Genomic DNA, 24,378 nt, shown 5'->3' on the forward strand with positions numbered 1-24,378 from the left:
GCAAATAAGGAGACGATTCATGGTGTCAGATATATTCGCTTCCCAAAGAAGAATTATCTGGAGAATGTCATCTCTTATGTACAGGCTGAGTCTTTTCCTGTCATTCAGGTGTATAACAAACCGGATTGGGTGCTGCCAATCAAGCAAGTGTGCTTCCATTCCCGGGTGGTGTTGTCGCTTCACAACCAGGTATTCGGATCTCATCTTGAACAAAGCGAGTTAGAGGAGATTGTGCAAGCTGTCGATCACATGGTGGCCGTCAGTCAGTTTCTAGCAGACTCGATTGCGAGGCGCTGTCCCTCCGCCAAAGCGAAAATAACAGTTTTATATACAGGAGATGAGCCGAGCATCTACACACCTCATTACACGCTGCAGGGGCAGCGGATTGCGCTGGAAATGAAAAAAAAGCTGGGTATTCCGGCAGATTACTTTGTGGCTCTGTTCGTGGGAAGGCTAGTCCCCAAGAAGGGCTGCCATCTTCTCATCACAGCGATGAAGAAAGTCTTGCAGCAGCAGCCCAGGACAGCACTAGTTATTGTAGGAAGCAAGTGGTTCGGCAATTTCAGCGAGAATGGGTACGTCAAAATGCTGAGAGAACAAGCGAAGCCCATTTCGGAGCATATCTATTTTACGAGCTTTTTGCCCGTTTATGAGCTGCCGGATTATTACACAATGAGCGATGTTTTGATCTGTGCGTCTCAATGGAAGGAGCCTTTGGCTAGAGTTCAGTATGAAGCGATGACAGCCGGTATTCCGATTATCACGACAGGGAGGGGCGGGAATACGGAAATCATCAAGCATGGCCAGAACGGAATTGTCATTAGCCAGTATGAACACCCGGATGCTTTTGCCGAGAGCATGCTTTACATGATTAAAAATAGAGGCAAAAGAGAGATGATGGGCATAACGAATAGAGGGTTAATTGAAAACTGCTTTAATTTTGAGCAATATGCGCTCCGCATTGCGGAAGTCTACAAACGCTTTGACTTATCCGAAGGAGATACACATAGCAAAGTCCCCGCTTCCTGATTGGAAGGCGGGGACTTTATTCGTGGATCCTAACTCCATGGAGTCAGGAGCAAATATTTTTTTTGACGACCTGCTTCAGATTGGACTGGTTTTTTTCGGAGATACCTCCGTCAATGATATAAATTTGAATTTCCGACTTTTTATCGATATTCTTCAAAAGGGAAGTCAACATGACACCTAAATGCTTCGCGTATTTATCATTCGTTGCGGTTACAAGCTGAATGGGGTTCATAACGTCCGAATTATTCGAAGAGTCCGCAGTGCTCGAAGTATGCAAGGTGTCGAATGCGTCTAGTGAGTCCAAAGAGTCAACCTCCTAGATCAAGATTATCGTGAGGCGGCAATGAGGACATCGCGTCTCACATAGAGGCACAAAAAGGTTAGCCAGTCGGATCTGGCTAGCCTCTTGATGAATTCGTCAACCAGGCAACAAAATGGCGGATCCCCGTTTCCAGACTCGTTGCTGGGGAATAGCCCAGCATGTGGCGGGCCTTCTCGACATTCGCCCACGTGCGGGGAACATCGCCGATCTGCAGCGGCTGCCAGTCGATCGTCGCTTTCATGTTCATCGCCTGTTCCAGCAGCCGTACCAGCTCCAGCAAGCTTATCGGCTGATCATTGCCTAAGTTAAACACTTCATAGCCAGGCGTTGCCAGCTTCATGGCTTGCCTAATCCCGGCGACGATATCGCCGACGTACGTATAATCGCGACTGGTCGTCCCGTCGCCGAATAAAGTAATCGGCTCACCTTTGGCCATTTTGCTGGCGAACAGATGGATGGCTAGGTCAGGTCGCTGCCGGGGACCGAAAACGGTGAAAAACCGCAGGGCAACGATAGGTAGCTTGAAGCAATGGCTGTAGCTCCGGCACAGCGCTTCTCCAGCAGCTTTCGTAGCCCCATAAGGTGAGGCGATCAGCATGGTCGGATCGGATTCCGAGAAGGGCACTTGGTCATTCAAGCCGTACACGGAACTGGAGGAGGCGAAAACAAATTTGCTGACCCTGTATTGGACAGAAGCGTCGAGCAAGTTCACTGTACCCGCCAAGTTGACGTCGACATAGGTGCTGGGAATTTCAAGCGATGGGCGGACACCGGCCTTGGCGGCCAGATGTACGACAACGTCAGGCTGCCAATCGCGGAAAATCCGGTCCATCCGGTCGCGGTCACGAATATCCGCTTCCATTAACGTATAATGCAGTGATTGCAAATGCGACTGAATGTTGCTTTCTTTCACCTTGCGGTCATAGTAATCATCGAAATTATCAATCACGAGTACTTCGTTCTCGTCATTTGCTAGAAGTGAATCAACGAGATGGCTCCCGATAAAGCCTGCGCCTCCGGTGACAAGTACCTTTTTGCCCACGACGATTCATCCCCCTAATCTGCGTAATATTGTCCGCTGATCCATGCGCGCACGGCTGCATCCTTAATCGGATGCGCAAACATGATATCCGGATTGCTCGATGCCTGCTGGATTTCTTGTAGCGAGATCGACGGCCGGAAGCGGAAGCATTTCCTGTATTTGGATGGGTATTCTTGGCATTTGGCACCGCACTGCATCGCCATCGTCAGATATAGCATTTCTCCCAAGGAAATGACGTTTGTGGTCTCCAACAGTCGCTCTAGCTGCGGTTTATGGATTCGCGCCAGCATCTTCTTCACGATAGCCTGCCGATAGACTTGCATCGGATTGAAGGTGCCGTAGAAGAAGGCGCTGCGGAAGAACGGCTGCCAGCGAGGCCACTCGTTCCACATTTTTGCGGCGGTCGTCCATTTGCGAGATTGCGGGTCCGTCTCCACTTTGATCGCTTCCACTAGACAGTCGTAGCCGTCCATGAGCTGCTCCAGCAGCCGCCCGAAGCCGTGATGAATAAACATGACGTCGGATTCGGTATAAACCAAATAGTCATAGGCAATCCGTTTCTTCTCCAGCCAAGCCATGACATCATAGAAAAAGCGGCCTGTTTTACCGGGCTGCAAAGGGCGGCTGTCCGTACAGTACAGCACCCGTTCTTGCTCACATACGGATCTCCCGAAATTCGGATCGCTGCCGCCGTTGTAGAGAACGATCAGCGCCTGTTCAGGATTGTATTGGCGTATATTTTGCACCTGCTGAAGCAGTGCCTCTTCGTCTTTGTGCGCCAATAAGGCAAAACAGATCATTGCGGGCACTCTCCCTCACGAGTGTATCGTTGTCTTACGCTGACTGCTTAATGCTCGCAGATCCAGTTCCGCACATCGTCATCTTTGACAGGATGCACGAACATCACGTCGGACTTGCTGCGGGCGTCCTTCGCGTCGTCCAATGAAATGCGGTTATAGACGCGCAAATACTCGATGCTGGACTTCGGATAGGCGCGAAGCCTGCCGCCGGCTTTTTTGGCTAAGGTCATGTACAGCATTTCGCCGAGCGCGAACACTTGGGTCTTAGCGAACAATCTTTCCAAATGATCGCGATCTGTCACGGCCAACATGCGCTTGATCATACTGTGACGGTATAACTGCATGGGATTGAACGTGCCGTAGAAGTTATCGCGCTGGAAGAATGGTCTCCAATCGTTCCATTCCTTCCACATCGTCTTGCCAGGGATCCAGGACGTCGTTCTTGGACTTGTCTCGCGACGGATGAGTTTGCCCATGGCATCATAGCCTTGCATGTTCTTGCGGACGAATTGTTCGAAGCCGTGTCCAACGAAGAAGGCATCGGACTCCGTGTAAATCAGGTAATCATACCGGGCTTGAATGTCTTCGAGCCATCTCATGACATCATAGAAGAAGCGCCCGGTTTTCCCCCATTTCAACGGCCGGCTGTATGGGCAGTACATGACGTTCTCCTGTCGGCATACCCGCTTACCGAAGTTAGGATTTTCCCCTCCGTTATAGAGAACGATCATGAAGTCCTTGCTGGTATATTTACGAATATTGCGAATTTGCTGGCGAAGCGCATTCTCATCCTTATGGGCTAAAATGGCGAAGCAAAACATGAAGCTGGCCTCCTATTCATTGTCTGATACCGAAATCCCACCTGCGTTATTGCTCCCAAATCCACTTGCGAACCTGGATGTCTTTCGCCGGGTGCACGAACATGACAGCAGGATTGTCCTTGGCCTCTTTCACTTCTTTTAGTGTCAGATTAGGGCGGAAACGCAAGTATTGCAGATCGGAGTTGCGGTAATCGAGAATTCTGCCGCCGTTCTTCCTGGCTAAGGTGACATAGAGCATCTCGCCGAGACAGCGAATGTTGCTGGACTGGAACAGTCGTTCCAGATGGTTCTTATTGACACTTGCCAGCATTTTCTTGATGATGCCGTGGCGGTAGACAGACATCGGACTGGAAGTGCGGTAGAAATGGTCTAGCTGGAACACTTGCCGCCAATCGTTCCATTCTCCCCACATTTGCTTGGCCGGGTCCCATGTCGCCTTTTGCGGGTCTGTTTCTTTTTTTACCCATTTCAATAAGCCGTCGTATCCGTTCATTCGCTCCTTCAGCATTTCACGGAAACCACGGTTGACGAACATAATGTCATATTCCAGATAAACCAAATATTCATAATTGATATGGCGGTCTTCCAGCCAGCGCATAACATCGTAGAAGAACCGTCCACTTGTTCGCTGAGTCAAAGGCCGACTATATCCACAGTAGCGGACCTGCTCCTCCTGGCACACTTTCTTGCCGAAGTCTTTATCCTTGCCGCCGTTGTAAAACACGATGAAAGCATCCTTGGGATTGTATTTCCGGATGTTCTTAATCTGCTGGCGGAGCGCATATTCGTCCTCATGCGCCAATAGCGCGAAGCAAATCATCTGCGATGACCTCCTTTATTCAGGCTTGGTTTCCTCTTGCACAATCTCTTTGAAGAGGGTTAACGCGCGCGCGACCGCTTGGTCCATATTGTAGTATTTGTAGTCTGCCAATCTGCCGGCAAACAGCACTTTATCTTTGATCTTTTCCGCTTCGGCTTGGTATAGCCTGTAAAGCTCCTTATTCTCTTCCCGGGGGATCGGATAATAAGGATCCGACTTGCCGGCGATGTATTCTTCCGGGTACACATAGGAGATTGTCGTTTTCGGCGACTTCTGCCCAGTTAGGTGCTTCTGCTCAAGCACGCGTGTATAGTCATACTCCAGACCGTAATTGACCGTGCCGACCTCTTGGTAAAATTCCTGGTCGAGGGTGTCAAACTCAAAGCGCAGTGTCCGATACGGCAGCGTGCCGTGCATATAATTGAAATAAGCATCGATGGGGCCGGTATAGATCATGCGTTTGAATTGAATTTGATCGATCACGTCACGATAGTCGGTGTTTAAGAGCAGCTTGATGTTGGGATGCTTCAGCATACGCTGAAAGAGGGGCGTGTATCCATGCTTGGGCAGTCCTTGATACTTATCCTGAAAATACCGGTTGTCCCGGCTGATATAGACGGGAACCCGTGCCGTAACCGAGCGGTCCAGCTGCTCGGGATCGAGCTGCCAGTGCTTCATGGTGTACTTGTAGAACACATTTTGATAAATATAGTCCGCCAGGAAAGCGAGCTCTCCGCTCGCACTCTCGCGAAGCTTTAAGATGGGGACTTTGACGTTGAAGCCGAAATGCTGGATGAGCAGCTCTTCGAGTTTTTCGGCATATTTTTGCGGGAAGAGAGCGTAGAGGGAGTTGAGGTTGAAAGGGACGGGAACTTTCTTGCCGTCTACGACGACACGGACTTCGTGGAAGTAAGGACGCCACTGCGTAAACTGTGACAGATAATTCCAGACCATGCTGGAATTCGTGTGGAAGGTATGCGATCCGTATTTATGAATGAGGATGCCGTGTTCATCGTAGCAATCGTAGGAATTTCCGCCGATGTGATCTCTTTTTTCAATAACCAGCACGTTCTGATTAAGCTGAGAGGCGAGCTGTTCCGCCAAGGTAGCGCCGGTAAATCCTGAGCCAACGATGACCCAATCTACTTTCATGTAGGGAAACCTCCTTAGAATTTGCAAGAAATGTGCGCCTAGGACCAAACGGTCTTGCGAAGATATTTCATATATTCACTCTTGAACGGCGGGTCGTTGTTCCAAGGCTTCTGATTCGTCGTATAGTGGATGATGGCCGGCAGCTTCATCCCACGATAGCGGTGCACCTGGTAGTTCCAAGTGGGATCCAGTTTTTTCCACTTATCTTGCAGAATGACATTCAGTGCGTCTTGATCCATAAATTTAAGTTTGTCGGGGTTATTTCGAATAAACCGCATTAACCGGAAGGCGATCCGGTTCTCCCGCCATTTTGGCAAGTTCATCAGGAGTACGCCGGCATTGAAATACTCATTTCGTGGCAGGCCGAGCTCGCCGGGTCTTGCGCTGCCGGGAATTTTCACGGCCGCCACATATTTATGCACCAGCACCGTGTCCCATAGTTTGGTAATGTCGTCTGTAACGATGATATCGCAGTCCAAGTAGAGCGCTTTTTCGATAGCTTTGTCTAAAAGATCCGGAATGAGAATGCGGTAATAAGTCTCCTTGGTAATGTTGAAGTTCAGCTGGAACGAATTGAACATGTCCGGATTAATGGAGAGATAGTGGATGTGCTGGTTGAATTTTTTAACGGCGTTGTTGAGCTTAGCCTTGGTTCTATCGGATAAACCGCCGTCAACGACATAAATGGTGAGGGGATTGTTGGAAGTTTTGTTCTCCAATAAGGAAGTCAGCATGACCGCTAAATGTTTGGCGTATTGATCATTCGCTGTTGTTACGATATGAAGTCTTTCCAAGCTTTTCACCCTTTTTTTGCGAGGTTATGGTCTCCTTAACAAGGCTCACCTTTTGTAAAAGATATGAAAATAAGGCGAGGGTTGCTTGTATATCTGTCCGAGACTGCACAAAAATAGGGTCCAGTAGCTGGGGGCAGGTATAGATTTGGCAGAGACAAGCGACTTATTTACTAGGTAAGCGTTGATTTTCGAGGCAGTAGTTATCCGTCCGAGTTTCCAGTTAGACAAGAAGAATACAATTTAACATCCAGGTAATTTATGTGCATGCACCAAGGAGATCAGCGGAGAAATGAATGAATATCTGCAAAGATCACTGAACAAAAGGAGTGTTGCTATGAAGATCTGCATGATTGGAACTGGTTATGTAGGCCTAGTTGTTGGAGCCTGCTTTGCAGAAATGGGACACCAGGTGATTTGTGTAGATAACAATCCGGCCAAAATCGCATCGCTGCAAAATGGACAAGTGCCTATCTATGAACCTGGACTCGAACAGTTGGTGGAGCGAAACGTGGAGGCGGGCCGATTAAGCTTCTCGCTGGATCTCATCGAATCTGTTGGACATAGTCAATTCATCTTCATAGCGGTAGGAACACCGCCTGCAGAAGATGGATCTGCCGATCTTACTTACGTGATGAATGCGGTACGGCAAATTGGCGCCAGCTTGAACCATTATGCGGTCATTATTACGAAGTCGACCGTACCCATTGGCAGTTCGGAGATGATTCGTGGTGTAATTCGAGCGGAGCTTGAACGTCGGGGCATGAGTGACTTGACCTTCGACATCGTCTCCAACCCGGAGTTTCTTAGAGAAGGTGCCGCCGTAGGGGACTTTTTGCATCCGAACCGGATTGTCGTCGGCACCGACAACGAGCGAGCTTTGCAGTATATGAAGGAGCTGTATTTGCCGTTGACGAGCCTTGGGTATCCGCTTATTCAAATGGATATCGCTTCGGCTGAGCTGGCCAAGTACGCGTCCAATGCCATGCTGGCGACACGGATCAGCTTCATGAATGAGATGGCAGGCATCTGCGAATCGGTAGGTGCGGATATTGAACGGGTCCGGCAAGGTATGGAACTGGATCATCGGATTGGCAGCTACTTTTTATCAGCCGGCGTGGGGTACGGGGGCTCCTGTTTTCCTAAAGACGTTCGGGCGATCATCCAGAGTGCTTCGGAACGAAATGTTCCAACCCATATTTTGGAAGCTGTAGACAAGGTCAACCACCAGCAAAAGAAAAAATTGTACGAGATGGTCAGAAGTCACTTCGGCGATAACATCTCGCAGCTGCGAGTTGCGGTCTGGGGGCTGTCCTTTAAGCCCGAAACGGATGATATTCGCGAGGCGCCGTCCATTGAGACGATTGAGCTGTTAAGACAACGAGGTGTCGTTATTCAAGCGCATGACCCTGTCGCTTTGCAGAATGCTTATCAAGCTTTAGGGGAGCAAAATATGGTTTACTATTCGGATCCTTACCAAGCGCTGATGGATGCAGATGCGCTGCTGCTGTTCACAGAGTGGAAGCAGTACCGGGCTGCCGATCTCAAACGAGTGAAAAGCTTGCTCAAGCAGCCCGTTGTGTTCGACGGACGTAACTTATTCGATCCCGAGAGAATGAAAGAAGCGGGCTTTGTCTATCAAAGCATCGGGCGAACGTAAAGAAGTTTGATCAACTTGCAAAAGGATGATGGATGATATGAAGGTTCGCAAAGCGATCATACCTGCGGCAGGGCTGGGTACCCGGTTCTTGCCGGCAACCAAAGCGATGCCGAAGGAACTACTGCCGATCATTGATAAGCCGACGATTCAGTTTATTGTTGAAGAGGCTGTGGCGTCAGGGATCGAAGACATTATTATAGTGACCGGCAAAGGTAAACGCTCGTTAGAGGATCACTTCGACAACGCTTTTGAACTTGAGTATCATTTGCAGCAAAAAGGGAAGCTGAACATGCTGGAAAAGGTGCAGAAACCGTCTCAACTGATCGATATCCATTATATTCGCCAAAAAGAGCCGAGAGGGTTGGGGCATGCGATCTGGTGCGCAAGAAAGTTCATTAATGACGAACCTTTCGCGGTATTGTTGGGAGATACCTTCGTACAGTCCACCGTGCCCTGCTTAAAGCAAATGATGGATTATTATGACCGCTATAAAACCTCCATTATTGGCGTTCAGCCAGTGAACCCGAAAGATGTCTCGAATTACGGCATTATCGATGGACAGCTCCTGCAAGACCAGTTCTACAACATTACCAAGCTGGTGGAAAAACCAAAGCCGCAGGACGCGCCAACGAATTTAGCCGTCATTGGTCGGTATATTTTGACCCCAGCCATATTCGATATATTGGAAAATTTGGAGCCGGGCGTGGGCGAGGAAATTCAGTTGACGGACGCCCTGTCTAAGCTGAATGAGCAAGAAGCCATGCACGCCTATGAGGTTTGCGGGACGTGGCACGATGTCGGCGATCATCTTGGCTATGTGAAGGCGACCCTGGCTCTGGCTCTACAGCGCGAAGACTTGAGGAAGGATGTTCTCGACTATATCCGATTTATAACCAAATAAGGAAAATCGCGATTGCGAAAGGAGAGCGGAAATGAAGCCATTTAAAGTCAAAGGCGACAAGCGGTTTCTTGTCATTGGCAGGGTTGGCGACAGCTCCATCCATCAGGAATGGCTGCAGCCTGCGGCGTATAAAAACTTCGACTTGTGCCTGAGCTATTTCGGAAGCACGCCGGGCCGCTATGCTGACGAATGCGATTTTTATCAGGCGATTCCGGGGTTAAAGTGGCCGACGGTTAAAGATACCATCGCTCTTTTTGGCAAAGACATCCTCCATTATGATGCCATTTGGATGCCTGATGACGATATTAGCGCGAATGCTTATGATATTAACCGCATGTTTCACCTATTCATGGAGCAGGGATTGGAGTTAGCCCAGCCGGCTTTAACGCCTGATTCATTTTTTGCGCACGGCATTACGGTAAAGAAGAACGATTATTTGCTGCGGTACTCGCACTTTGTGGAGCCGATGGTCCCGCTTTATTCCAGAAATGCGTTTCAAAAACTGCTGCCGACTTTTGACAAGAGCGAATCCGGTTGGGGCCTCGATTTTGTATGGCCTAAAGTGTTGGGCTTCCCTTACAGAAAAATCGGCGTGATCGATGAGGTGACCGTGAAGCATACGCGTCGCGTCGGCGGCGGTGAGCTGTATAAGAACATTTCCGGCTCGCAGTGGGACGATTTGTATCGCATTACCAAAGAATACGGCGCAGATGTCAACTTCCGCATGATGCACTACGATGGCATTCCCAAGAGTCGTAAAGCGGTTTTTGCCATTCTGGCGAGTAAAGACGAGCAAGTGCTTGCCGCCCAGATCGACAATATTCGCCATTTCAATCCGGAAGCCAGCATTGTGCTCTATAACCGAAGCGAGGATCTCGGGTTCGCCAAAGGGCTGAATGCGGCCAGGTGCCCCTACAGCCGCCCGCTTGCTGCGGGGAGCTTAACGCCGTATTTGCTTGAGGTCATGAAATGGCTGAAAGAGAATCAAGTGAAATACAAGTATTTGATCCATGTGGATGACGAAACGCTTTTTGTAAAACGAGGATTCGTCTCGTCGCTGGATGAAACGATGAAAGGCTGCGATTGCGGCGGTTGGGAGGGTCAGCTTAGTTCTTCTCTCTCGCAAGTGTTTCGCTATTCGTTAATACAGAAAGTGCTGGAGCACGTGAATAAGCCTGAAATCGAGAGCTGGTTAGCCGTGAACGAGGCAGCGGACAAAGAGGGCTTCCTGTTTGCCCGCTTGGCGGCGGATTGCGGGGCGAAATATCGCCAATTCCAGCGGGATCCGCAGCTTAACGCCATGCGTCATGATCCGCAGGTTGAGCAGGCGGAAGCGCATCATGCCCAGCATCATTCCGGCTATTACACGATCCATCCCGTCAGAGGGGATTTGCTGCGGCACTACCACGGGCAGTTAATGGCAGGCGGAATTCCCATGCCGGAGCCTCCACCTGCGCCTGAGCCGCCTCCAGTGGAGCCTGCGCCTGTTATCGCGCAGCCTGTGATTCGAAGATACAGAAGAAGGAAATCACGAATCGGGCAAAGGAAAGTGCCGCAGAAAAGAACGGGCGTTATGACAAAGCTTGCCTCCAAGTCTTCGCTGCTGCCAAGGCGGAAGTACGTGAAGAGCACGAAGTATGCGAGATTCACCTACGCTGCTAACGCCAAGACCGTTCTTAGGAAAGCTAGTGCTGCAAAGAGACTAGGTAATGTGAGGTCTCTTCAGAGCGCTGCTAGCGCCAAGGCTGCTAGTCGTCCTGGGAAAGCTAGTACTGTGAAGAGAACGGGTACTGTGAGGTCTCTTCAGAGCGCTGCTAGCGCCAAGGCTGCTAGTCGTCCTGAGAAAGCTAGTACTGCGAAGAGAACGGGTACTGTGAGGTCTCTTCAGAGCGCTGCTAGCGCCAAGGCCGCTAGTCGACCTGGGAAAACTAGTACTGCGAAGAGAACGGGTACTGTGAAGACTCTTCGCAGCACTGGCTACGCTAAGCGTACTTTAGTACGAAAGGGTACGTTGATGTCTGGAAAAACGAGGATATATACGAAGAAGAATATAGAGGTTTTAAACAGGAAGTCAGCAACAGCGCGGCATCAGCTTCGCACCCGCAAATCATCGGCCGTGCGCCAGCTGAAAAAAGCTTAGCGGCAAAGCTAAGCCCTCACTAGCCTTAATTGGCTGGTGAGGGCTTGTTTGCATCTAAATAGGTTTACACTTTAAACATGGAAATATTCTCTTGCAGTTCAGTTGCCATGGAGGAAAGGGCATTCGAGGAGGAAGTGATCTCCTGCATAGAAGCAAGCTGCTGTTCGGTGGCGGCCGAAACATTTTGTGTCCCTGCTGCATTCGCATTCGTGACGGCAAGGATCGTATCAAACGAAGCTGTAACAACTTGCGTATGCGAAGCCATTTCTTCGGAGGCTTGCGTCACCTTTTGGATTTGGGATGTTACGGTATGAATGGAGCGTTGAATCTGATCAAACGAATCCTGCGCGACGTGGATCGTTTCAATCCCCTTATGGACTTCACTCGTGCCCAATGCCATATCATTAACGGCTTGATTCATTTCTCTTTGAATGGCTGCAATCAGCTTGGTAATTTTCTCCGCGGAGCTTGTTGATTGTTCAGCCAATTTCCTGACCTCGTCCGCTACGACTGCAAATCCTTTGCCGTGTTCCCCGGCTCTGGCCGCTTCAATCGCCGCGTTTAAGGCCAGCAAGTTCGTTTGCGCGGAAATCCCCGAAATTAACACGGAAATTTCTCCGATCTCCTGCGAACTTCCCCCCAGTGCTTTGATCGTCTCTGCTAACTGGTTCATAATCGTTTGGATGCTGTTCATTTGCTCAATCGAGGAAGCGATAGCCAGATTGCCCTCGTCTGCTTTACTGGATGATTCCAATGCATAGGCCGATGCTTCACGACAATTGTCAGCAATTTGGTTCACTCCATGAGAAATATCTGAAACGGCCGTTACGCTGTCTTGCACACTTCTCGTTTGTTCATCGGTTCCACTAGAAAGCGTCTCGGCAATTTGTGCCACGTGCCCAACCGCCTGGCTCGTTTGTTCGGCGCTGGCTGTTAATTGTTGCGAAGAGGCAGCCAAGAGCTCAGAGGTTTGCATCAAACCGAGGATTAAGCTTCGCAAGTTATCTTTCATCCTATTAAAGGATTCCGCTAATTGGGCGATCTCATCTTTGCCTTTCACGATGATTGATTCAACAATCAGATCGCCGTTCGCAATACGTTCAAACCCTGCTGTCAATCTGCCAAGCGGTTTAGAAATAATTTTGGTCATGAAGAGCGCTAAACCAATCGTAATAATGAGAGCGGCAGCACTGATCACAATCAAAAAGCCATGACGTGTCGAAGCGGTATGCTTGGCTTGAACCCCTTCATTCGTGGAGCCCTCGACATTAATTTTCATCAGCGCATCCAAAGAGCTCTGCATTTCGGTGTTTGCATCTTCGACTTGATGAAGCAGAGATATCGTTTTGTCAGCTTGAGCTCCGGCTCCCTTCACAATATCAATGCTTGAACCGAATTGACTAAAGTCCGTAATGAGTTTCTTGTAATCGGACCATTTTGTTTTGAACTCGTTAACCGCCTTTTGGTCAATTGGTGCAGTCTGTGGATCATCAAGAACCATTAGTTCCTCGTATTTAGCAAGGTCCTCTTCTATATTTGAAATGGCTTGCTGTTCATTTTTTGCAAGACTGGCCATCTTGTTATCATCCATCTCTAGTACAAGCGCATAGCTTATCGCTGACAAATGCTGAACCTGATAGTTCATTTGATTCATTCTGGTGAGACTTGGTATCCAGTTCGATGTAATAAAAGTAGCATTGCCATCCATAGTTCTCATTCCGGTAAAACCAACCGCTGCCACTGCCATCAGGAGTATAAGTACGAAGGAAAAACATGAAAATAATTTTTGTCCAATTGTCATACGCATAATTGTCTCTCCTATTCATTTTTCGTTTCATTGCATCATTATAGGTGATAGTTGTTAGATTGTTGTTTGTTAAATATTTATTTTATATTGCAAAATTAATCTTTTATGTAGAAAAGACGACCGTCTCCCAGTAAAAGGGAATGAAGGTCGTCTCTGGATTCTCGCTCCGATTTGCTAACGCTTACGTCTATTTTGCTGGCGAACCGCGGTCTTCAATCGTTTTGTTGTTCGGCGCAGTTTCTTTTTTCTACGGCCAATACGAAGCGGTTTCCTACGCTTCTTGAGCGCTCCTTTACGCAGCCGGATGACGCGCCTGAGCCTTCTTTTTCTGCGGAAGCGGATCGGAGGGGAAGCGCTCGGCGGAGGCAACAGTTCGACAGGTACCGGGTCGATCACAATCGCGGGTGACGCCGGGGGCTCGGCGGGAGCGGCTTCGGCAGGAGCAGCGGTTTCATGGACTTCTTCCCGCAGCGGTTCGGCAGCGCTGTCATCCATAGCCCTAAGTTTTCCGTCAAGTTCGATCAGCGCCGCGCCTTTTACCGGATGAACCCAATAATAATGAGGGCTATTCTTATGCTGCAAAACGCTGGCGAAGGTCACGTCGCCTCCCCAGTGCACAAGGTCGTTATACAAACTACCCTCCGGATATTCCCGGACTCTGCCCCCACAAGCTTTCGCCATCGTGGCAAAAAATACTTCCTCTAAGGCAAATGCCTCAGATCGGTCGAGCAAGGAATCCACAACCTTCACATCAGCATGCGCGAGCATGCGCTGGACAATGCCGCGCTTGTAGATTTGTCCGGGATTAAAATAACTGATGAAGGAATCCAGGCCAAATACGGGCTGCCATAAATGCCATTCTTTGAACATATTCCGAATAGGCAGCGAATCGGGATTGTCTTTAGAGGTATGAAGTCTCCAGCCCATGCAGTCAGATTGCTCCATGATCTGATCCAGGAATGCCTGGAACCCCCGTTTGAAAAATAAGACATCATGATCCACGTTCATTAAATACTCGTACCCGGCTTCGATCTCTTCGAGCCATTGCATGATTTCCCACAGATAGGGCGTCAAATGGCCATAGCGCAGGGGACGGCTGTGCGGGAATTGAAAGACGCGCAGCTGTTTGGCAAAGTCCCGGTTTGAGCCTCCATTATAGAGGATAATGCCGGCCTCTGGGACAAAATAGCGGATATTCGCGATTTGAGCAGCCAAGGCCGCTTCATCTTGATGTGCGAGCAGCGCGATGATGAGTTTTTTTCGGGCAAGCCGGCTATAGGAAGGATGGAGTGGCCTCAATGGTGCTCACCGCCTTATCGTTTCTTTGCATAGCTTATTCTATTTTTCAGAATATGTGAACGTTACGCTCCGCCGCAAAGGAAATATGGTGCCAGATGCTGCGCGGCATTCCCACTTCCCGCCGACTCGCATATGCTAATGGAGTATTGTCAACGCGGAAGGAGGAGAATCATTTTGCAGGAACAGATCACTTCGATCTTGGCGCACATGGCCAAGGCGCAGCATGAGCTTGCCCGAACACTGGAAGCCAAACGCGTCGTTGTCGCTCATATGGCGATGCTGGTGGAGCAAATTCCTGACCATAATCCTTCTTTCGGTGAGATCGATGCCCTTATGGAGCATTCGCTTGAGGTGACGAAGGGGGTTGCCAGCTACTTGAACAGTCTGGCGGATCTGGAGGAAGCATTAGCCGACAATTTGGCGCCGATCCTCAAGTTGATGAAAGAGCAGCCTGGCGAAGAATAGCGTGAACAGGAGTGAGGGGATTGGACCGGACTGAAAGTTATTTATCCATTCTCGATGCTGCGGCCAAAATACAATTGAATGTGGCGCTAATCCTGGAGGCCAAGGCGCTGCACGCAGAGAAATCGCGGAATTGGATCTGTCATCATCTATCCACAGCCGCTTATGAGAACAACGCCGATCATCTTAAAAATACGAGCGAAATCCACGAGCAGCTCATCTCCGTGATCGAAGGGATCACGAAGATGGAGGTCGCATTTGCCAAAAACTTGAACCTCCTTATCGGTCAAGACGAAGAGGAGGCCTCGGGCATGGGCGCAGGCGGAGGGCTCGGTGATATGTTCAATTTCGGTAGCGGAAGCGGCATCGGCATCGGAAGCGGATTGGACAAATGAGAGCCGACGAAAGAGAGCAATGGATCCGCCTCGACGTGCTGGAGTCATTAGCGCGCAGCCAGCGCGCCTTGGCTCTCATTATGGAGAGCGTGGCAGCGTCGGTGGAAGCCTCGCCGCCGCTCGCCAGACACATTGCTGGGAACTTGGAGGCCATTGTGAAGCATCAGCAGATTCTGACGAGCAAGCTGACGGGGATCCCGATTCGTGTCCGACGCATCGGGACACCGGCGCGCCCGTGGCTGAATCCGCAGCCGGGCATCTACAAAGCGGTGAAACGCAAACCCCTCACCTAATGACAGGGATTAGGAGAGGGGTTTTGCGTTTGCAGGGACACCGAATGACCATGTCCTTCTTTTTACCATAAGCGATTTCATTAATCTCAGGCGGGGAATTCGCCCAATTTCAGCCAAGCTGGGTAGCCGCATATGAATCTGCCAATAGGAATTCATAGTATGGAAGCAGGTCAATTGGTTATTCAGCCGGAGATGAAAGGAGTGAAGGTGGAATGAGAAAAGGGAACAAAGCCGCCAAGATCCTGCAGCCTTCGTCAACCGCACGCAAACGGGCGCTCAAGACCAAAGCCACAGTCAAGCTGCGGCGGGGAATGGGGAAACGGAAGCCGATCCAGCGTCATGGCATCAAGGCCCGGTATAAGAGAAAGAGAGGACTGAGACTGCGGCGCAGACGCGGTGTCCTCATGCCAAGACGGAGAAGAGGCCGACGGTTCCGCTATCTGAGGTGGTTAAAACTACGGAGAAGAAGGCGCCTTCTGCGCAGAAGATTGCGGATGGACATCCCCGTTCCGCCACAGGACCCGCCAGACCCTTATACGGCAGCTGTGCCGGGACTCAACCTGATAGGCTACATTCGCACAGAAATCGGTCTGGGGGAAGCGAGCCGGTTAATGGCCAAAGCTTTAGAGGCGGCCGACCTGCCTTTTGGCATCGTGAATTTCGCCGATCCAGGGGCGGCACTTGACAGAAATGAGGACATGTCATGGGCGCATAAAGAACTGAACGATAACCCATATAAAGTGAATCTCTTCCATTTAAATGCCCCGAACTTGCGGGCTGCTTACGATCATCCGTTCCATCCGCTTGGCAGAGATCTGTTCCACAATCGCTTCAATATCGGCTATTGGGCTTGGGAGCTGCCTGAGCTCCCGGAAACATGGTGCAACAGCTTCGAGCTTGTCAATGAGGTATGGGCCCCATCACAATTTGTTGTGAACGCTGTGCAGCAGAAATCTCCGCATCCCGTCATCCACATTCCGCATGCGGTCCATGTGGCGAATTCGAAAGCCGTGGACCGCCGGGCATTCGGCTTGCCGGAAGGCCCGTTCCTCTTCTTGGCCATGTACGACACGCACAGCTTGAAGGAGCGAATGAACCCGCAGGGAGCCATTCATGCTTTTAAACGGGCCTTTTCGGCGAAAAACCGCTCCGTCGGTCTGGTCATTAAAGTGAACAATCCCCAATCAAACCCCGGAGATATCGAGTGGCTCAAGCAGCAATGCGCCGATTATGGCAACATTTATTTGATAGCCGAGATATTAGGCCGCCAACAGGTGGATTTGCTCCTCAACTCGACAGATTGCTTCGTCTCCTTGCATCGCTCGGAAGGATTTGGCCTCGTGTTGGCGGAGGCGATGCATTTGGGCAAGCCGGTTATCGGCACGAACTGGTCGGGCAATACGGATTTCATGAACGCAGGGAACTCCTGCCCTGTGAATTACAGCCTAGTTCCTGTCGGCAAGGACATCGGACCGTATCAGGCGCACCAGCTATGGGCTGATCCGGATGAGGACCACGCTGCAGCGTACATGCGCTTGTTAGTTCGGGATCCGGGCTGGAGAGCGTCGATCGCCCAGAACGGCAAACATACGATCCATGCCGAATATTCGCCGGCCGTCGTTGGCCAGAGAGTGCGGGATCGCTTGACGGAGCTTGGCCAGTTGTAGGCAAGCGAATAAAAAGCGCAGGAAACGTTCGCCAGCCGGCGATCCTGCGCTTTTGTTTTATTTCGTCGCGTATGTAACGGTTTCACGTCTGAAATGAATCGCAACATCTTTTCTGTTATTTTTCAATTTCTCCTCAATCCGCTTCAGAATCAGGGACGACGTATGGTCGGTGACATGCGCGCCTGTCAGATCCAGTGTGAGCTTGCGGTAATTGCCGTTCACTTCAATGTTCTCCAGCAATTCATTGGCGCTCAAGAAGAATAAGGGTCCGCGTATCCGGATAATGTGCTCGTGGCCGGTTTGCTCCTTGATCACCTCGACCCGCGAGGCTGACTTGTACGCATAGATGAGGGCGCTAAGGAGGACGCCGAGCAGAACGCCGATCGCCAGGTCGTGCGTATAGACCACGACAGCGACGGTAGCGAACATGACGAAAACTTCATTCTTCGGCAGTTTGGGTATCTGCTTCAAATAGTTCCAGTCAAAAATCTCGTAGCAGACCATCATCATCACACCGACAAGCGCAGCCATCGGAATCAGGCTGACATACCGGCCGAACAGCTGAATCAGAAGCAGCAAGGATACTGCAGCTGTCAGCGTTGAGATCCGTCCCCGTCCGCCGAGCTTCACATTTATAGCCGATTCCGCGACAAGCGCGCAGCCGGCCATGCCGCCGAAGAAGCCGGTGACGATGTTGGCGATGCCTTGCCCGCGGATTTCTTTGTCCCGGCTTGTTCGGGTATGTGTCATATCATCGACGATGGCCTGTGTAAGCAGTGTCTCGGAATAGCCGACGATAGCTAGAGAGAGTGCATATGGGAGAATAATCCATAACGTTTCCAAGGTGAAAGGAATATTCGGGATTAGAAAATTTGGCAAGGATGGAGTAATTTCGGCAACTTGTCCAACGGTGCGAATCGGCAGGTCCCAGATCAGCGAAATGATCATCATCGCAATCACGGCAATCAGCGGTGAAGGGATTTTTTTGGTCAAGCGCGGGAACGTGTAAATGATGACCAGCGTACCGGCAACCATCGCATACATCGGCCATGATTCTCCTTGAAAGTTGCGCAGCTGCGCAACGAAAATCAGGATCGCCAGCGCGTTGATAAAGCCGGTGATGACCGCGTGCGGGACGAAGTTCATCAGCTTGCCTAGCTTACATACGCCCATGAGCAGCTGAATGATCCCGGTGAGAATCGTCGCAGCGAATAAATACTGGATGCCGTGCTCTGTGACGAGCGAGATCATCAGGACCGCCATGGAACCGGCCGCAGCGGAAATCATGCCGGGCCTGCCGCCGAAGATAGTGATCAGAAGCAGGATGCAGATGGATGAATAAATACCGACCATCGGGTTAACGCCAGCGATAAAGGAAAAAGAAATAGAGTCTGGAATCAGGGCGAGCGTAGCCGTAACTCCCGCCAACACCTCCGCACGAAGGGGACTCCCTCCGAGCACGGGGGTTTTCAGCAAATTTAACAAGCAGGAACCTCCTCTTTGAACATGGATTAACTTTGCTCATTATATCAGATCTTTGGCGGTGGTTCTCTCTATTCATTGGTTCCTGTTACACATGACAATACTGTGCGTGCGCTCCATAATCCTCCTCCGAACCTATCGGAGAGTACGGTCAAAAATGAAAGTCTCTATATATTATGAGATTTTCCGGAAGATGGCATGTACACGTATCTATAAAATGGCAGGGATAGATGTCCTATTTTTGTGGATTAGCGGTCAGGGCTTAAACAAATGCCGTGCCCTTCGGGATGGATGTACATAAAATGGGAACGAAACGAATGCATATCCATCCGGGAGGGTGTGAGTATCTTGCAGCGAGGCAAACGAAAGCTAGTGAAACCAAGAAGGAGATCGAAGCCAGTTGCCAAACCAATCAAACCGGTAACGGTTCCTGGCACACCGAAAGTGTCTGTCGTGATCCCGGCGATGAATGAACGCAGAACGATCGCTTCGGTTATTCGTCAAGCCCGGAGGGTTCATCCAGCTACAGAAGTGATCGTCGTTGTGAACGGTTCGACGGATGGAACGGAGCTCATCGCCAGACGCTCGGGAGCCCGGGTCATCGCTTACGAAGAAGCGCTGGGCCATGATGTCGGGCGGGGAATCGGCGCCTTGCAGGCGAGGGGCAGCGTTCTGCTCTTCCTTGATGCCGATATCGTCATTCCGGCCAGGGAGCTGAGGCCCTTTATTTATGCCATTGACCGAGGCGTCGATGTGGCGCTGAACAGCTATATGGGCATTACCCGCACGCATGAGGTGCATCCCGTCGTTTTAGCGAAACATGCCTTGAATTTTGCCATGTCCCGGCCGGACTTGCGGGGGGCGTCCATGACGACGATTCCACATGCGATGAGCCGCAAAGCGCTCGATGTGATAGGGGCTGGACACTTGGCTGTGCCGCCTTTGGCGCAGATGATTGCGCTTCGCAGCGGGCTTGACGTTCATAAGGTGCATGAAGTTGGCGTCGGCCGGTTGAATCCGCGTAAGCGGAGAGCCTATAAGGTAGACCCGCTGCGCAATCTCATTATCGGTGATCATCTCGAGGCGATGGAGCGGTTGCTGAAAGAGACGAACGAGCGGGGCCAGCAGACCGATTTATCCCGGGATCGATCTTTTGTGGGGTGAAGAAATGATACGACGAAAGGCTGTAATACGGAAAAGTATTCGTAAATACCCGTTAAGGAAGCGCAAAGCGCGAACGCTCCGCCGCCGAATGGCCAAACCGTCTCCGCAGTGGACTTCACTCATTCGGCGGGCTGGAAGCAGGTATGCGCTCGATCATCCGCTGACTGAAGGCCAGGATGCCCAGGCATACGTCAACTCGCTTTGGTACGGCTGCTACATCAGCGAAGGAAAGCGAATTCCGAACGCGCAATATGAAGCTTGCGCCGACGCGTTCTTGGAAGGCTATTGCTCGCAGCTCGGTATGGCAAAGCCGGATTGGGCGCTCATGCCGACTAACCAAAGCATCGCTGCCGTCGTCACCGCCTTCAATGAGGAGAAGACGATCGAAAGCGTATTAAACCAGCTGCAACGCATGCCGGTGCGGGAAATCATCGTGGTGGTGAACGGTTCCACCGACAGCAGCTTTGCACTGGCGAGGCGGAGTCCTCGCGCAACCGTTGTTCATTATCCGAATTCACTCGGACATGATGTCGGGCGTTCCATTGGCGCCAAACTGTCCAGCAGCGATATGGTGCTGTTCATCGATGGCGACATTCCGATCAAGGTGGAGCAGCTTGTGCCTTTCATTCGCGCGATCGACCGAGGCGCTGATGTCGCACTGAACGATATGACGCCGCATATCGGCCCTTTCTTCACTCGCGACGGTGTGACGATTATGAAGGAGTTCCTCAATTTCGTCCAGGGACGGCCGGATTTGAAGTCCAACTCTATGACGGCCATTCCGCATATCCTTTCGCGCAAAGCGATTACACAGATCGGAGCGGCCAACCTGGTCGTACCGCCGAAAGCGCAGTCTCTGGCTATCGAGCTGGGGCTTGTGGTTTGCGCGCCGGGCAGTGTCGATGTCATTAAAGGGAATAAAGTAACACGTTTCAATACCGGCGTTGCCAATCCAGTCTCAAACATGATCATCGGCGATCATCTGGAGGCTGTGGATACGTTGCTGAAGCGGCACGCCAGCCGGCTCAAATATAAAGATGTCATGCGGAAGCGGGCTAAGCTACAAGGGGGGACGACATGAACGGAACAAGCATTATCATCCCAACCTATAACGAAAAAACGCTGCTGATGGATTGTCTATTTTCCATCCGTCAACATACGTATACCCCTTATGAAATCATCGTAGTCGATAACGGTTCGACGGACGGTACGCTGGAGGAACTGCTTAGACAAGGGGTTCCCTTTGTCTCCTTTGCCGACAACCGTGGCTTCCCGGCAGCGTGTAACGCTGGCATGAAGCTAGCTCGGGGCAGCACGGTGCTTCTATTGAATAACGACGTGCTGCTGACGCCGCACTGGTTAACCAATATGCTGGAGTGTCTGCATTTCGGTATGAATGTCGGCATGGTCGGTCCGATGACCAACTACGCCAGCGGGAGGCAGAAGATCAAGGAAAACTACACAACGATGGAAGAAATGATAGCCAAATACAATGTGGGAAAAAAAGGAACATATACCGAAGTTCAGCGTCTCATCGGCTTCTGCCTGCTCTTCAAGCGCGAGGTCATGGAACGCATCGGCCTGCTGGACGAACGCTTTAGCCCGGGACATTACGAAGATGACGATTATTGCTACCGGGCTAGAAAAGCCGGGTACCGGCTCATGATGGCGGAAGATACGTTCATCTACCACCATGGCAGTGCAAGCTTCGGCAAGAAGAGTTCTGATGAGTTCCGGGCTATTGTGGAACGCTCGCGCCAGCTTTTTATCGAAAAATGGGGCGTCGATCCCCAGAAGTTTATTTAAAGAGGAAAGGATGGCGTTGTTATGAAGGGAGTCATTCTTGCAGGGGGAACAGGAACACGCCTTCGCCCCTTGACGAAGATGATCAACAAACACCTTCTTCCCGTAGGGAAATACCCCATGGTGTATTATGCCGTTGAAAAGCTGCGCACAGCGGGCATTACCGATATTTTGCTCGTCACCGGTAAGCATTCAGCTTCTTTATATACGGATTTCTTGGGCAGTGGCAAAGACTGGGGCGTCAAGATCGCCTACAAAATCCAGGAAGAAGCCGGCGGCATTGCTGAAGCCCTCGAACTGGCGGAGAGCTTCGTGCACCCTGGCGAGAAGCTGCTCGTGCTGCTTGGCGATAATTTATTCGAAGATTCGCTGGCGCCTTACGTCAAAGAGTTTGCCAATCAGCCTGAGGGGGCGAAAGTGTTCCTGAAGGAAGTCGAGGATCCGAGACGCTATGGGGTTCCCGTGATGGACGGAGCGCTCATCAAACGGATCGAGGAGAAGCCCGAGCAGCCGCAATCCAATTACTGCGTGACCGGCATTTATATGTACGATGCGTCCGTCTTCAGTATGATCCAAGCGATCGAGCCTTCGGCACGCGGAGAGATGGAGATTACGGATGTTAACAATTTGTATGCGAGCAAAGGACTTTTGAGCTATCACTTGTTGAACGGCTGGTGGATCGACGCTGGAACGTTCCCTTCGTGGTATGAAGCGACAGACCGGCTGCGCGAGTATTCCGGACCTTCATTGCCCGGTGATGGAAAGTGAAGTCGTACGATTATGTCATCATCGGGGCTGGCATCATTGGTCTGACGATTGCCCGTGAATTGAAGAAAAGGGAGCCGAACTGCTCCGTGTGCATACTGGAAAAAGAAGGCGATGTCGCTGCCCACGCCAGCGGGCGCAACAGCGGTGTGCTCCATGCCGGATTCTATTACACGGCGAACAGCCTGAAAGCCAAGTTCACCAAAGAAGGTAATCAGGCGATGCGCGCTTACTGCAAGCAATATGGCCTGCATTTGAATGAATGCGGCAAGCTGGTTGTGGCCAAGGATGCTTCAGAGCTGGCCGGTCTGGATGAGCTGAAACGCCGGGCAGATGTGAATGGCGTGGAATTGATCTGGGTCGAGGAAGCGGATATCCATAAGATCGACCCGAACGCCAAGACATTCATGCGGGCGCTCTATTCGCCGACAACGGCGTCGGTCGACCCGATGGAAGTATGCCAAATGCTGAAGCATGAGAACATGGCTTGCGGCGTTGAGTTCTATTTTCATACGAAATATCGCAAGCATCAAGACGGCCTCGTCGTTACGACTCAGGGCACATACCCCTATAGGTATCTGATCAATGCCGCCGGGCTCTATGCGGACAGCATCGCGCATGACTTCGGGTTTGGGATGAATTATACAATAATCCCCTTCAAAGGAATTTATTTAAAATACACCAAAAACAAAACCGATGTGAAGACCAACATCTACCCAGTCCCCAACCTTGGCAATCCGTTCCTCGGTGTACATTACACGAAAACCGTGGACGGCAGCATCAAAATCGGGCCGACGGCGATTCCGGCGTTTTGGCGGGAAAATTATCAAGGCCTGCACGGATTCAGTCTCAAAGAATTTCTACAAATCGTAGGTTACGAAGCCAAATTGTTCATCACGAATTCGTTTCACTTTCGGCGACTTGCGCTGGAAGAGATGAAAAAATATATAAAGGCTTATTTTATCAGCCTTGGCATGAGCATGGTTCGGGCCATCGATCCGAAGGGATTCGGCCACTTCTTGCGGCCGGGCATACGGGCGCAGCTGCTCGATACAAGGACGCTGGAGCTGGTGCAAGACTTCGTCATCGAGGGAGATGACCGCTCCATGCATGTGCTTAACGCGGTGTCGCCGGCGTTCACCTGTTCGATGCCTTTTGCCGCCTATGTTGTCGATCAGATCAAGAAGCAGCGAGGAGGAGCCGATACATGAAAGTTATAACAACCAAGCTGCCGGAAGTCGTCGTATTGGAACCCAAAGCGTATGGCGACCATCGTGGCTTTTTCATGGAAAGCTATAACCGGCAATTGTTAGCGCAATTCGGGATACATCACGAGTTCGTGCAAGATAACCATTCGCTCTCCGTGGAAGCGGGGACGCTGCGGGGGCTGCATTATCAACTGGCGCCAAAAGCGCAGACCAAGCTCGTTCGGGTGCTGGCAGGCGCGGTGTACGACGTGGTCGTCGATGTTCGCCAAGGCTCACCCCGGTTCGGCCAGTGGGTAGGCGTTATTTTGAGCGCTGAAAATAAACGGCAAATCCTGGTCCCGCAAGGCTTCGCCCATGGGATCTGCACGCTCGTCGCAAATACGGAGCTAATGTATAAGGTCGATCAGTATTATTCGCCGGAGCATGACCGGGGCATTCTTTGGAACGATCCGGAGCTCGCCATCGATTGGCCGGTATCGGCCCCCGTGCTTTCGGATAAGGATCGGCAGCAGCCGCCGCTTCGGCAGGCTGAACTTAATTTTGTGTACGAATGAG

The 24,378-nt window shown here is 50.9% G+C and carries 24 protein-coding genes; 14 read left to right on the top strand and 10 right to left on the bottom strand.

The window, feature by feature from the left end; all coding sequences use genetic code 11:
* Window positions 1-1,029 (top strand): glycosyltransferase family 4 protein (locus tag O9139_RS26275; protein WP_270881522.1); only part of this gene is annotated, 1,029 nt, incomplete at its 5' end.
* A 43-nt stretch (window positions 1,030-1,072) separates the two neighbouring features.
* Here the strand turns inward: O9139_RS26275 and O9139_RS26280 are convergent.
* The 7 genes from O9139_RS26280 to O9139_RS26310 all read right to left on the bottom strand — a co-directional run bounded on the left by O9139_RS26280 (window position 1,073) and on the right by O9139_RS26310 (window position 6,780).
* Window positions 1,073-1,333: a glycosyltransferase gene (locus tag O9139_RS26280; protein ID WP_270884718.1), complete on the bottom strand. Its 261-nt coding sequence runs from the start codon at window positions 1,331-1,333 to the stop codon at window positions 1,073-1,075.
* A 94-nt stretch (window positions 1,334-1,427) separates the two neighbouring features.
* Window positions 1,428-2,393: a GDP-mannose 4,6-dehydratase gene (locus tag O9139_RS26285; protein WP_270884719.1), complete on the bottom strand. Its 966-nt coding sequence runs from the start codon at window positions 2,391-2,393 to the stop codon at window positions 1,428-1,430.
* A 14-nt stretch (window positions 2,394-2,407) separates the two neighbouring features.
* Window positions 2,408-3,193, bottom strand: coding sequence for a hypothetical protein (locus O9139_RS26290; RefSeq protein ID WP_270884720.1), 786 nt, complete (start codon window positions 3,191-3,193; stop codon window positions 2,408-2,410).
* A gap of 47 nt (window positions 3,194-3,240) precedes the next feature.
* A complete protein-coding gene (locus tag O9139_RS26295) occupies window positions 3,241-4,014 on the bottom strand; it encodes a hypothetical protein (protein WP_270884721.1) in 774 nt (257 codons plus the stop codon).
* Between the two features lie 46 nt (window positions 4,015-4,060).
* On the bottom strand, window positions 4,061-4,834 hold the full coding sequence (locus O9139_RS26300; RefSeq protein WP_270884722.1) for a hypothetical protein: 774 nt from the start codon (window positions 4,832-4,834) through the stop codon (window positions 4,061-4,063).
* A gap of 15 nt (window positions 4,835-4,849) precedes the next feature.
* Complete coding sequence (gene glf, locus O9139_RS26305) at window positions 4,850-5,986, bottom strand: UDP-galactopyranose mutase (RefSeq protein ID WP_270884723.1); 1,137 nt, start codon at window positions 5,984-5,986, stop codon at window positions 4,850-4,852.
* Window positions 5,987-6,024: 38 nt separating this feature from the next.
* A complete protein-coding gene (locus O9139_RS26310; RefSeq protein WP_270884724.1) occupies window positions 6,025-6,780 on the bottom strand; it encodes a glycosyltransferase family 8 protein in 756 nt (251 codons plus the stop codon).
* Between the two features lie 334 nt (window positions 6,781-7,114).
* Here O9139_RS26310 and O9139_RS26315 point away from each other — a divergent pair, with 334 nt between their 5' ends.
* The 3 genes from O9139_RS26315 to O9139_RS26325 are packed head-to-tail and all read left to right on the top strand — an operon-like array spanning window position 7,115 to window position 11,478.
* Window positions 7,115-8,437: a UDP-glucose dehydrogenase family protein gene (locus tag O9139_RS26315; protein ID WP_270884725.1), complete on the top strand. Its 1,323-nt coding sequence runs from the start codon at window positions 7,115-7,117 to the stop codon at window positions 8,435-8,437.
* A gap of 37 nt (window positions 8,438-8,474) precedes the next feature.
* Window positions 8,475-9,338 (top strand): UTP--glucose-1-phosphate uridylyltransferase GalU, encoded by an 864-nt coding sequence (gene galU, locus O9139_RS26320; RefSeq protein WP_270884726.1) that lies wholly within the window; start codon window positions 8,475-8,477, stop codon window positions 9,336-9,338.
* A 31-nt stretch (window positions 9,339-9,369) separates the two neighbouring features.
* The gene (locus tag O9139_RS26325) at window positions 9,370-11,478 is read left to right on the top strand and encodes a DUF707 domain-containing protein (RefSeq protein WP_270884727.1); all 2,109 of its coding nucleotides are present in this window, start codon (window positions 9,370-9,372) and stop codon (window positions 11,476-11,478) included.
* 64 nt (window positions 11,479-11,542) lie between these two features.
* On the opposite strand, the gene O9139_RS26330 is transcribed toward O9139_RS26325, so the two are convergent.
* Both O9139_RS26330 and O9139_RS26335 read right to left on the bottom strand, forming a co-directional pair.
* Window positions 11,543-13,285 carry a methyl-accepting chemotaxis protein gene (locus O9139_RS26330; protein WP_270884728.1) on the bottom strand — a complete coding sequence of 581 codons (1,743 nt, stop codon included), beginning with the start codon at window positions 13,283-13,285 and terminating at the stop codon, window positions 11,543-11,545.
* Between the two features lie 174 nt (window positions 13,286-13,459).
* Window positions 13,460-14,584 carry a hypothetical protein gene (locus O9139_RS26335; protein WP_270884729.1) on the bottom strand — a complete coding sequence of 375 codons (1,125 nt, stop codon included), beginning with the start codon at window positions 14,582-14,584 and terminating at the stop codon, window positions 13,460-13,462.
* Window positions 14,585-14,758: 174 nt separating this feature from the next.
* Here O9139_RS26335 and O9139_RS26340 point away from each other — a divergent pair, with 174 nt between their 5' ends.
* The 4 genes from O9139_RS26340 to O9139_RS26355 all read left to right on the top strand — a co-directional run bounded on the left by O9139_RS26340 (window position 14,759) and on the right by O9139_RS26355 (window position 17,401).
* Window positions 14,759-15,049 (top strand): hypothetical protein, encoded by a 291-nt coding sequence (locus tag O9139_RS26340; protein WP_270884730.1) that lies wholly within the window; start codon window positions 14,759-14,761, stop codon window positions 15,047-15,049.
* Between the two features lie 20 nt (window positions 15,050-15,069).
* Window positions 15,070-15,441: a restriction endonuclease subunit S gene (locus tag O9139_RS26345; protein ID WP_270884731.1), complete on the top strand. Its 372-nt coding sequence runs from the start codon at window positions 15,070-15,072 to the stop codon at window positions 15,439-15,441.
* Window positions 15,438-15,734 carry a hypothetical protein gene (locus tag O9139_RS26350; protein ID WP_270884732.1) on the top strand — a complete coding sequence of 99 codons (297 nt, stop codon included), beginning with the start codon at window positions 15,438-15,440 and terminating at the stop codon, window positions 15,732-15,734. The genes O9139_RS26345 and O9139_RS26350 overlap by 4 nt, the downstream gene beginning before the upstream one ends.
* A gap of 212 nt (window positions 15,735-15,946) precedes the next feature.
* Window positions 15,947-17,401, top strand: coding sequence for a glycosyltransferase family 4 protein (locus tag O9139_RS26355; protein ID WP_270884733.1), 1,455 nt, complete (start codon window positions 15,947-15,949; stop codon window positions 17,399-17,401).
* 57 nt (window positions 17,402-17,458) lie between these two features.
* On the opposite strand, the gene O9139_RS26360 is transcribed toward O9139_RS26355, so the two are convergent.
* Window positions 17,459-18,886, bottom strand: a complete 1,428-nt coding sequence (locus O9139_RS26360) for a SulP family inorganic anion transporter (protein ID WP_270884734.1) — start codon at window positions 18,884-18,886, stop codon at window positions 17,459-17,461.
* Between the two features lie 342 nt (window positions 18,887-19,228).
* Here O9139_RS26360 and O9139_RS26365 point away from each other — a divergent pair, with 342 nt between their 5' ends.
* Genes O9139_RS26365 through rfbC form a run of 6 tightly spaced genes read left to right on the top strand, consistent with a single transcriptional unit; the run spans window position 19,229 to window position 24,377 of the window.
* On the top strand, window positions 19,229-20,047 hold the full coding sequence (locus O9139_RS26365) for a glycosyltransferase family 2 protein (protein ID WP_270884753.1): 819 nt from the start codon (window positions 19,229-19,231) through the stop codon (window positions 20,045-20,047).
* Between the two features lie 4 nt (window positions 20,048-20,051).
* Complete coding sequence (locus O9139_RS26370; protein ID WP_270884735.1) at window positions 20,052-21,128, top strand: glycosyltransferase family 2 protein; 1,077 nt, start codon at window positions 20,052-20,054, stop codon at window positions 21,126-21,128.
* Complete coding sequence (locus O9139_RS26375; RefSeq protein WP_270884736.1) at window positions 21,125-21,853, top strand: glycosyltransferase family 2 protein; 729 nt, start codon at window positions 21,125-21,127, stop codon at window positions 21,851-21,853. The genes O9139_RS26370 and O9139_RS26375 overlap by 4 nt, the downstream gene beginning before the upstream one ends.
* A 21-nt stretch (window positions 21,854-21,874) precedes the next feature.
* A complete protein-coding gene (locus O9139_RS26380; protein WP_270884737.1) occupies window positions 21,875-22,618 on the top strand; it encodes a sugar phosphate nucleotidyltransferase in 744 nt (247 codons plus the stop codon).
* Window positions 22,615-23,826: an L-2-hydroxyglutarate oxidase gene (gene lhgO / locus O9139_RS26385; protein ID WP_270884738.1), complete on the top strand. Its 1,212-nt coding sequence runs from the start codon at window positions 22,615-22,617 to the stop codon at window positions 23,824-23,826. The genes O9139_RS26380 and lhgO overlap by 4 nt, the downstream gene beginning before the upstream one ends.
* Window positions 23,823-24,377 carry a dTDP-4-dehydrorhamnose 3,5-epimerase gene (gene rfbC / locus O9139_RS26390; RefSeq protein ID WP_270884739.1) on the top strand — a complete coding sequence of 185 codons (555 nt, stop codon included), beginning with the start codon at window positions 23,823-23,825 and terminating at the stop codon, window positions 24,375-24,377. The genes lhgO and rfbC overlap by 4 nt, the downstream gene beginning before the upstream one ends.
* The last annotated feature ends 1 nt before the right edge of the window (window position 24,378 follow it).

This window comes from Paenibacillus aestuarii, assembly GCF_027789125.1.
In the GTDB taxonomy this organism is placed as follows: Bacteria; Bacillota; Bacilli; order Paenibacillales; family NBRC-103111; genus Paenibacillus_E; species Paenibacillus_E aestuarii.

What these genes read in the sequence shown, in the direction of transcription:
- O9139_RS26290 (WP_270884720.1), bottom strand. Translation starts at nt 3,193, where the DNA reads ATGATCTGTTTTGCCTTATTGGCGCACAAAGACGAAGAGGCACTGCTT.
- glf (WP_270884723.1), bottom strand. Translation starts at nt 5,986, where the DNA reads ATGAAAGTAGATTGGGTCATCGTTGGCTCAGGATTTACCGGCGCTACC.
- O9139_RS26380 (WP_270884737.1), top strand. Translation starts at nt 21,875, where the DNA reads ATGAAGGGAGTCATTCTTGCAGGGGGAACAGGAACACGCCTTCGCCCC.
- O9139_RS26330 (WP_270884728.1), bottom strand. Translation starts at nt 13,285, where the DNA reads ATGCGTATGACAATTGGACAAAAATTATTTTCATGTTTTTCCTTCGTA.
- O9139_RS26375 (WP_270884736.1), top strand. Translation starts at nt 21,125, where the DNA reads ATGAACGGAACAAGCATTATCATCCCAACCTATAACGAAAAAACGCTG.
- rfbC (WP_270884739.1), top strand. Translation starts at nt 23,823, where the DNA reads ATGAAAGTTATAACAACCAAGCTGCCGGAAGTCGTCGTATTGGAACCC.
- O9139_RS26355 (WP_270884733.1), top strand. Translation starts at nt 15,947, where the DNA reads ATGAGAAAAGGGAACAAAGCCGCCAAGATCCTGCAGCCTTCGTCAACC.
- O9139_RS26370 (WP_270884735.1), top strand. Translation starts at nt 20,052, where the DNA reads ATGATACGACGAAAGGCTGTAATACGGAAAAGTATTCGTAAATACCCG.
- galU (WP_270884726.1), top strand. Translation starts at nt 8,475, where the DNA reads ATGAAGGTTCGCAAAGCGATCATACCTGCGGCAGGGCTGGGTACCCGG.
- O9139_RS26295 (WP_270884721.1), bottom strand. Translation starts at nt 4,014, where the DNA reads ATGTTTTGCTTCGCCATTTTAGCCCATAAGGATGAGAATGCGCTTCGC.
- O9139_RS26325 (WP_270884727.1), top strand. Translation starts at nt 9,370, where the DNA reads ATGAAGCCATTTAAAGTCAAAGGCGACAAGCGGTTTCTTGTCATTGGC.
- O9139_RS26315 (WP_270884725.1), top strand. Translation starts at nt 7,115, where the DNA reads ATGAAGATCTGCATGATTGGAACTGGTTATGTAGGCCTAGTTGTTGGA.
- O9139_RS26350 (WP_270884732.1), top strand. Translation starts at nt 15,438, where the DNA reads ATGAGAGCCGACGAAAGAGAGCAATGGATCCGCCTCGACGTGCTGGAG.
- O9139_RS26300 (WP_270884722.1), bottom strand. Translation starts at nt 4,834, where the DNA reads ATGATTTGCTTCGCGCTATTGGCGCATGAGGACGAATATGCGCTCCGC.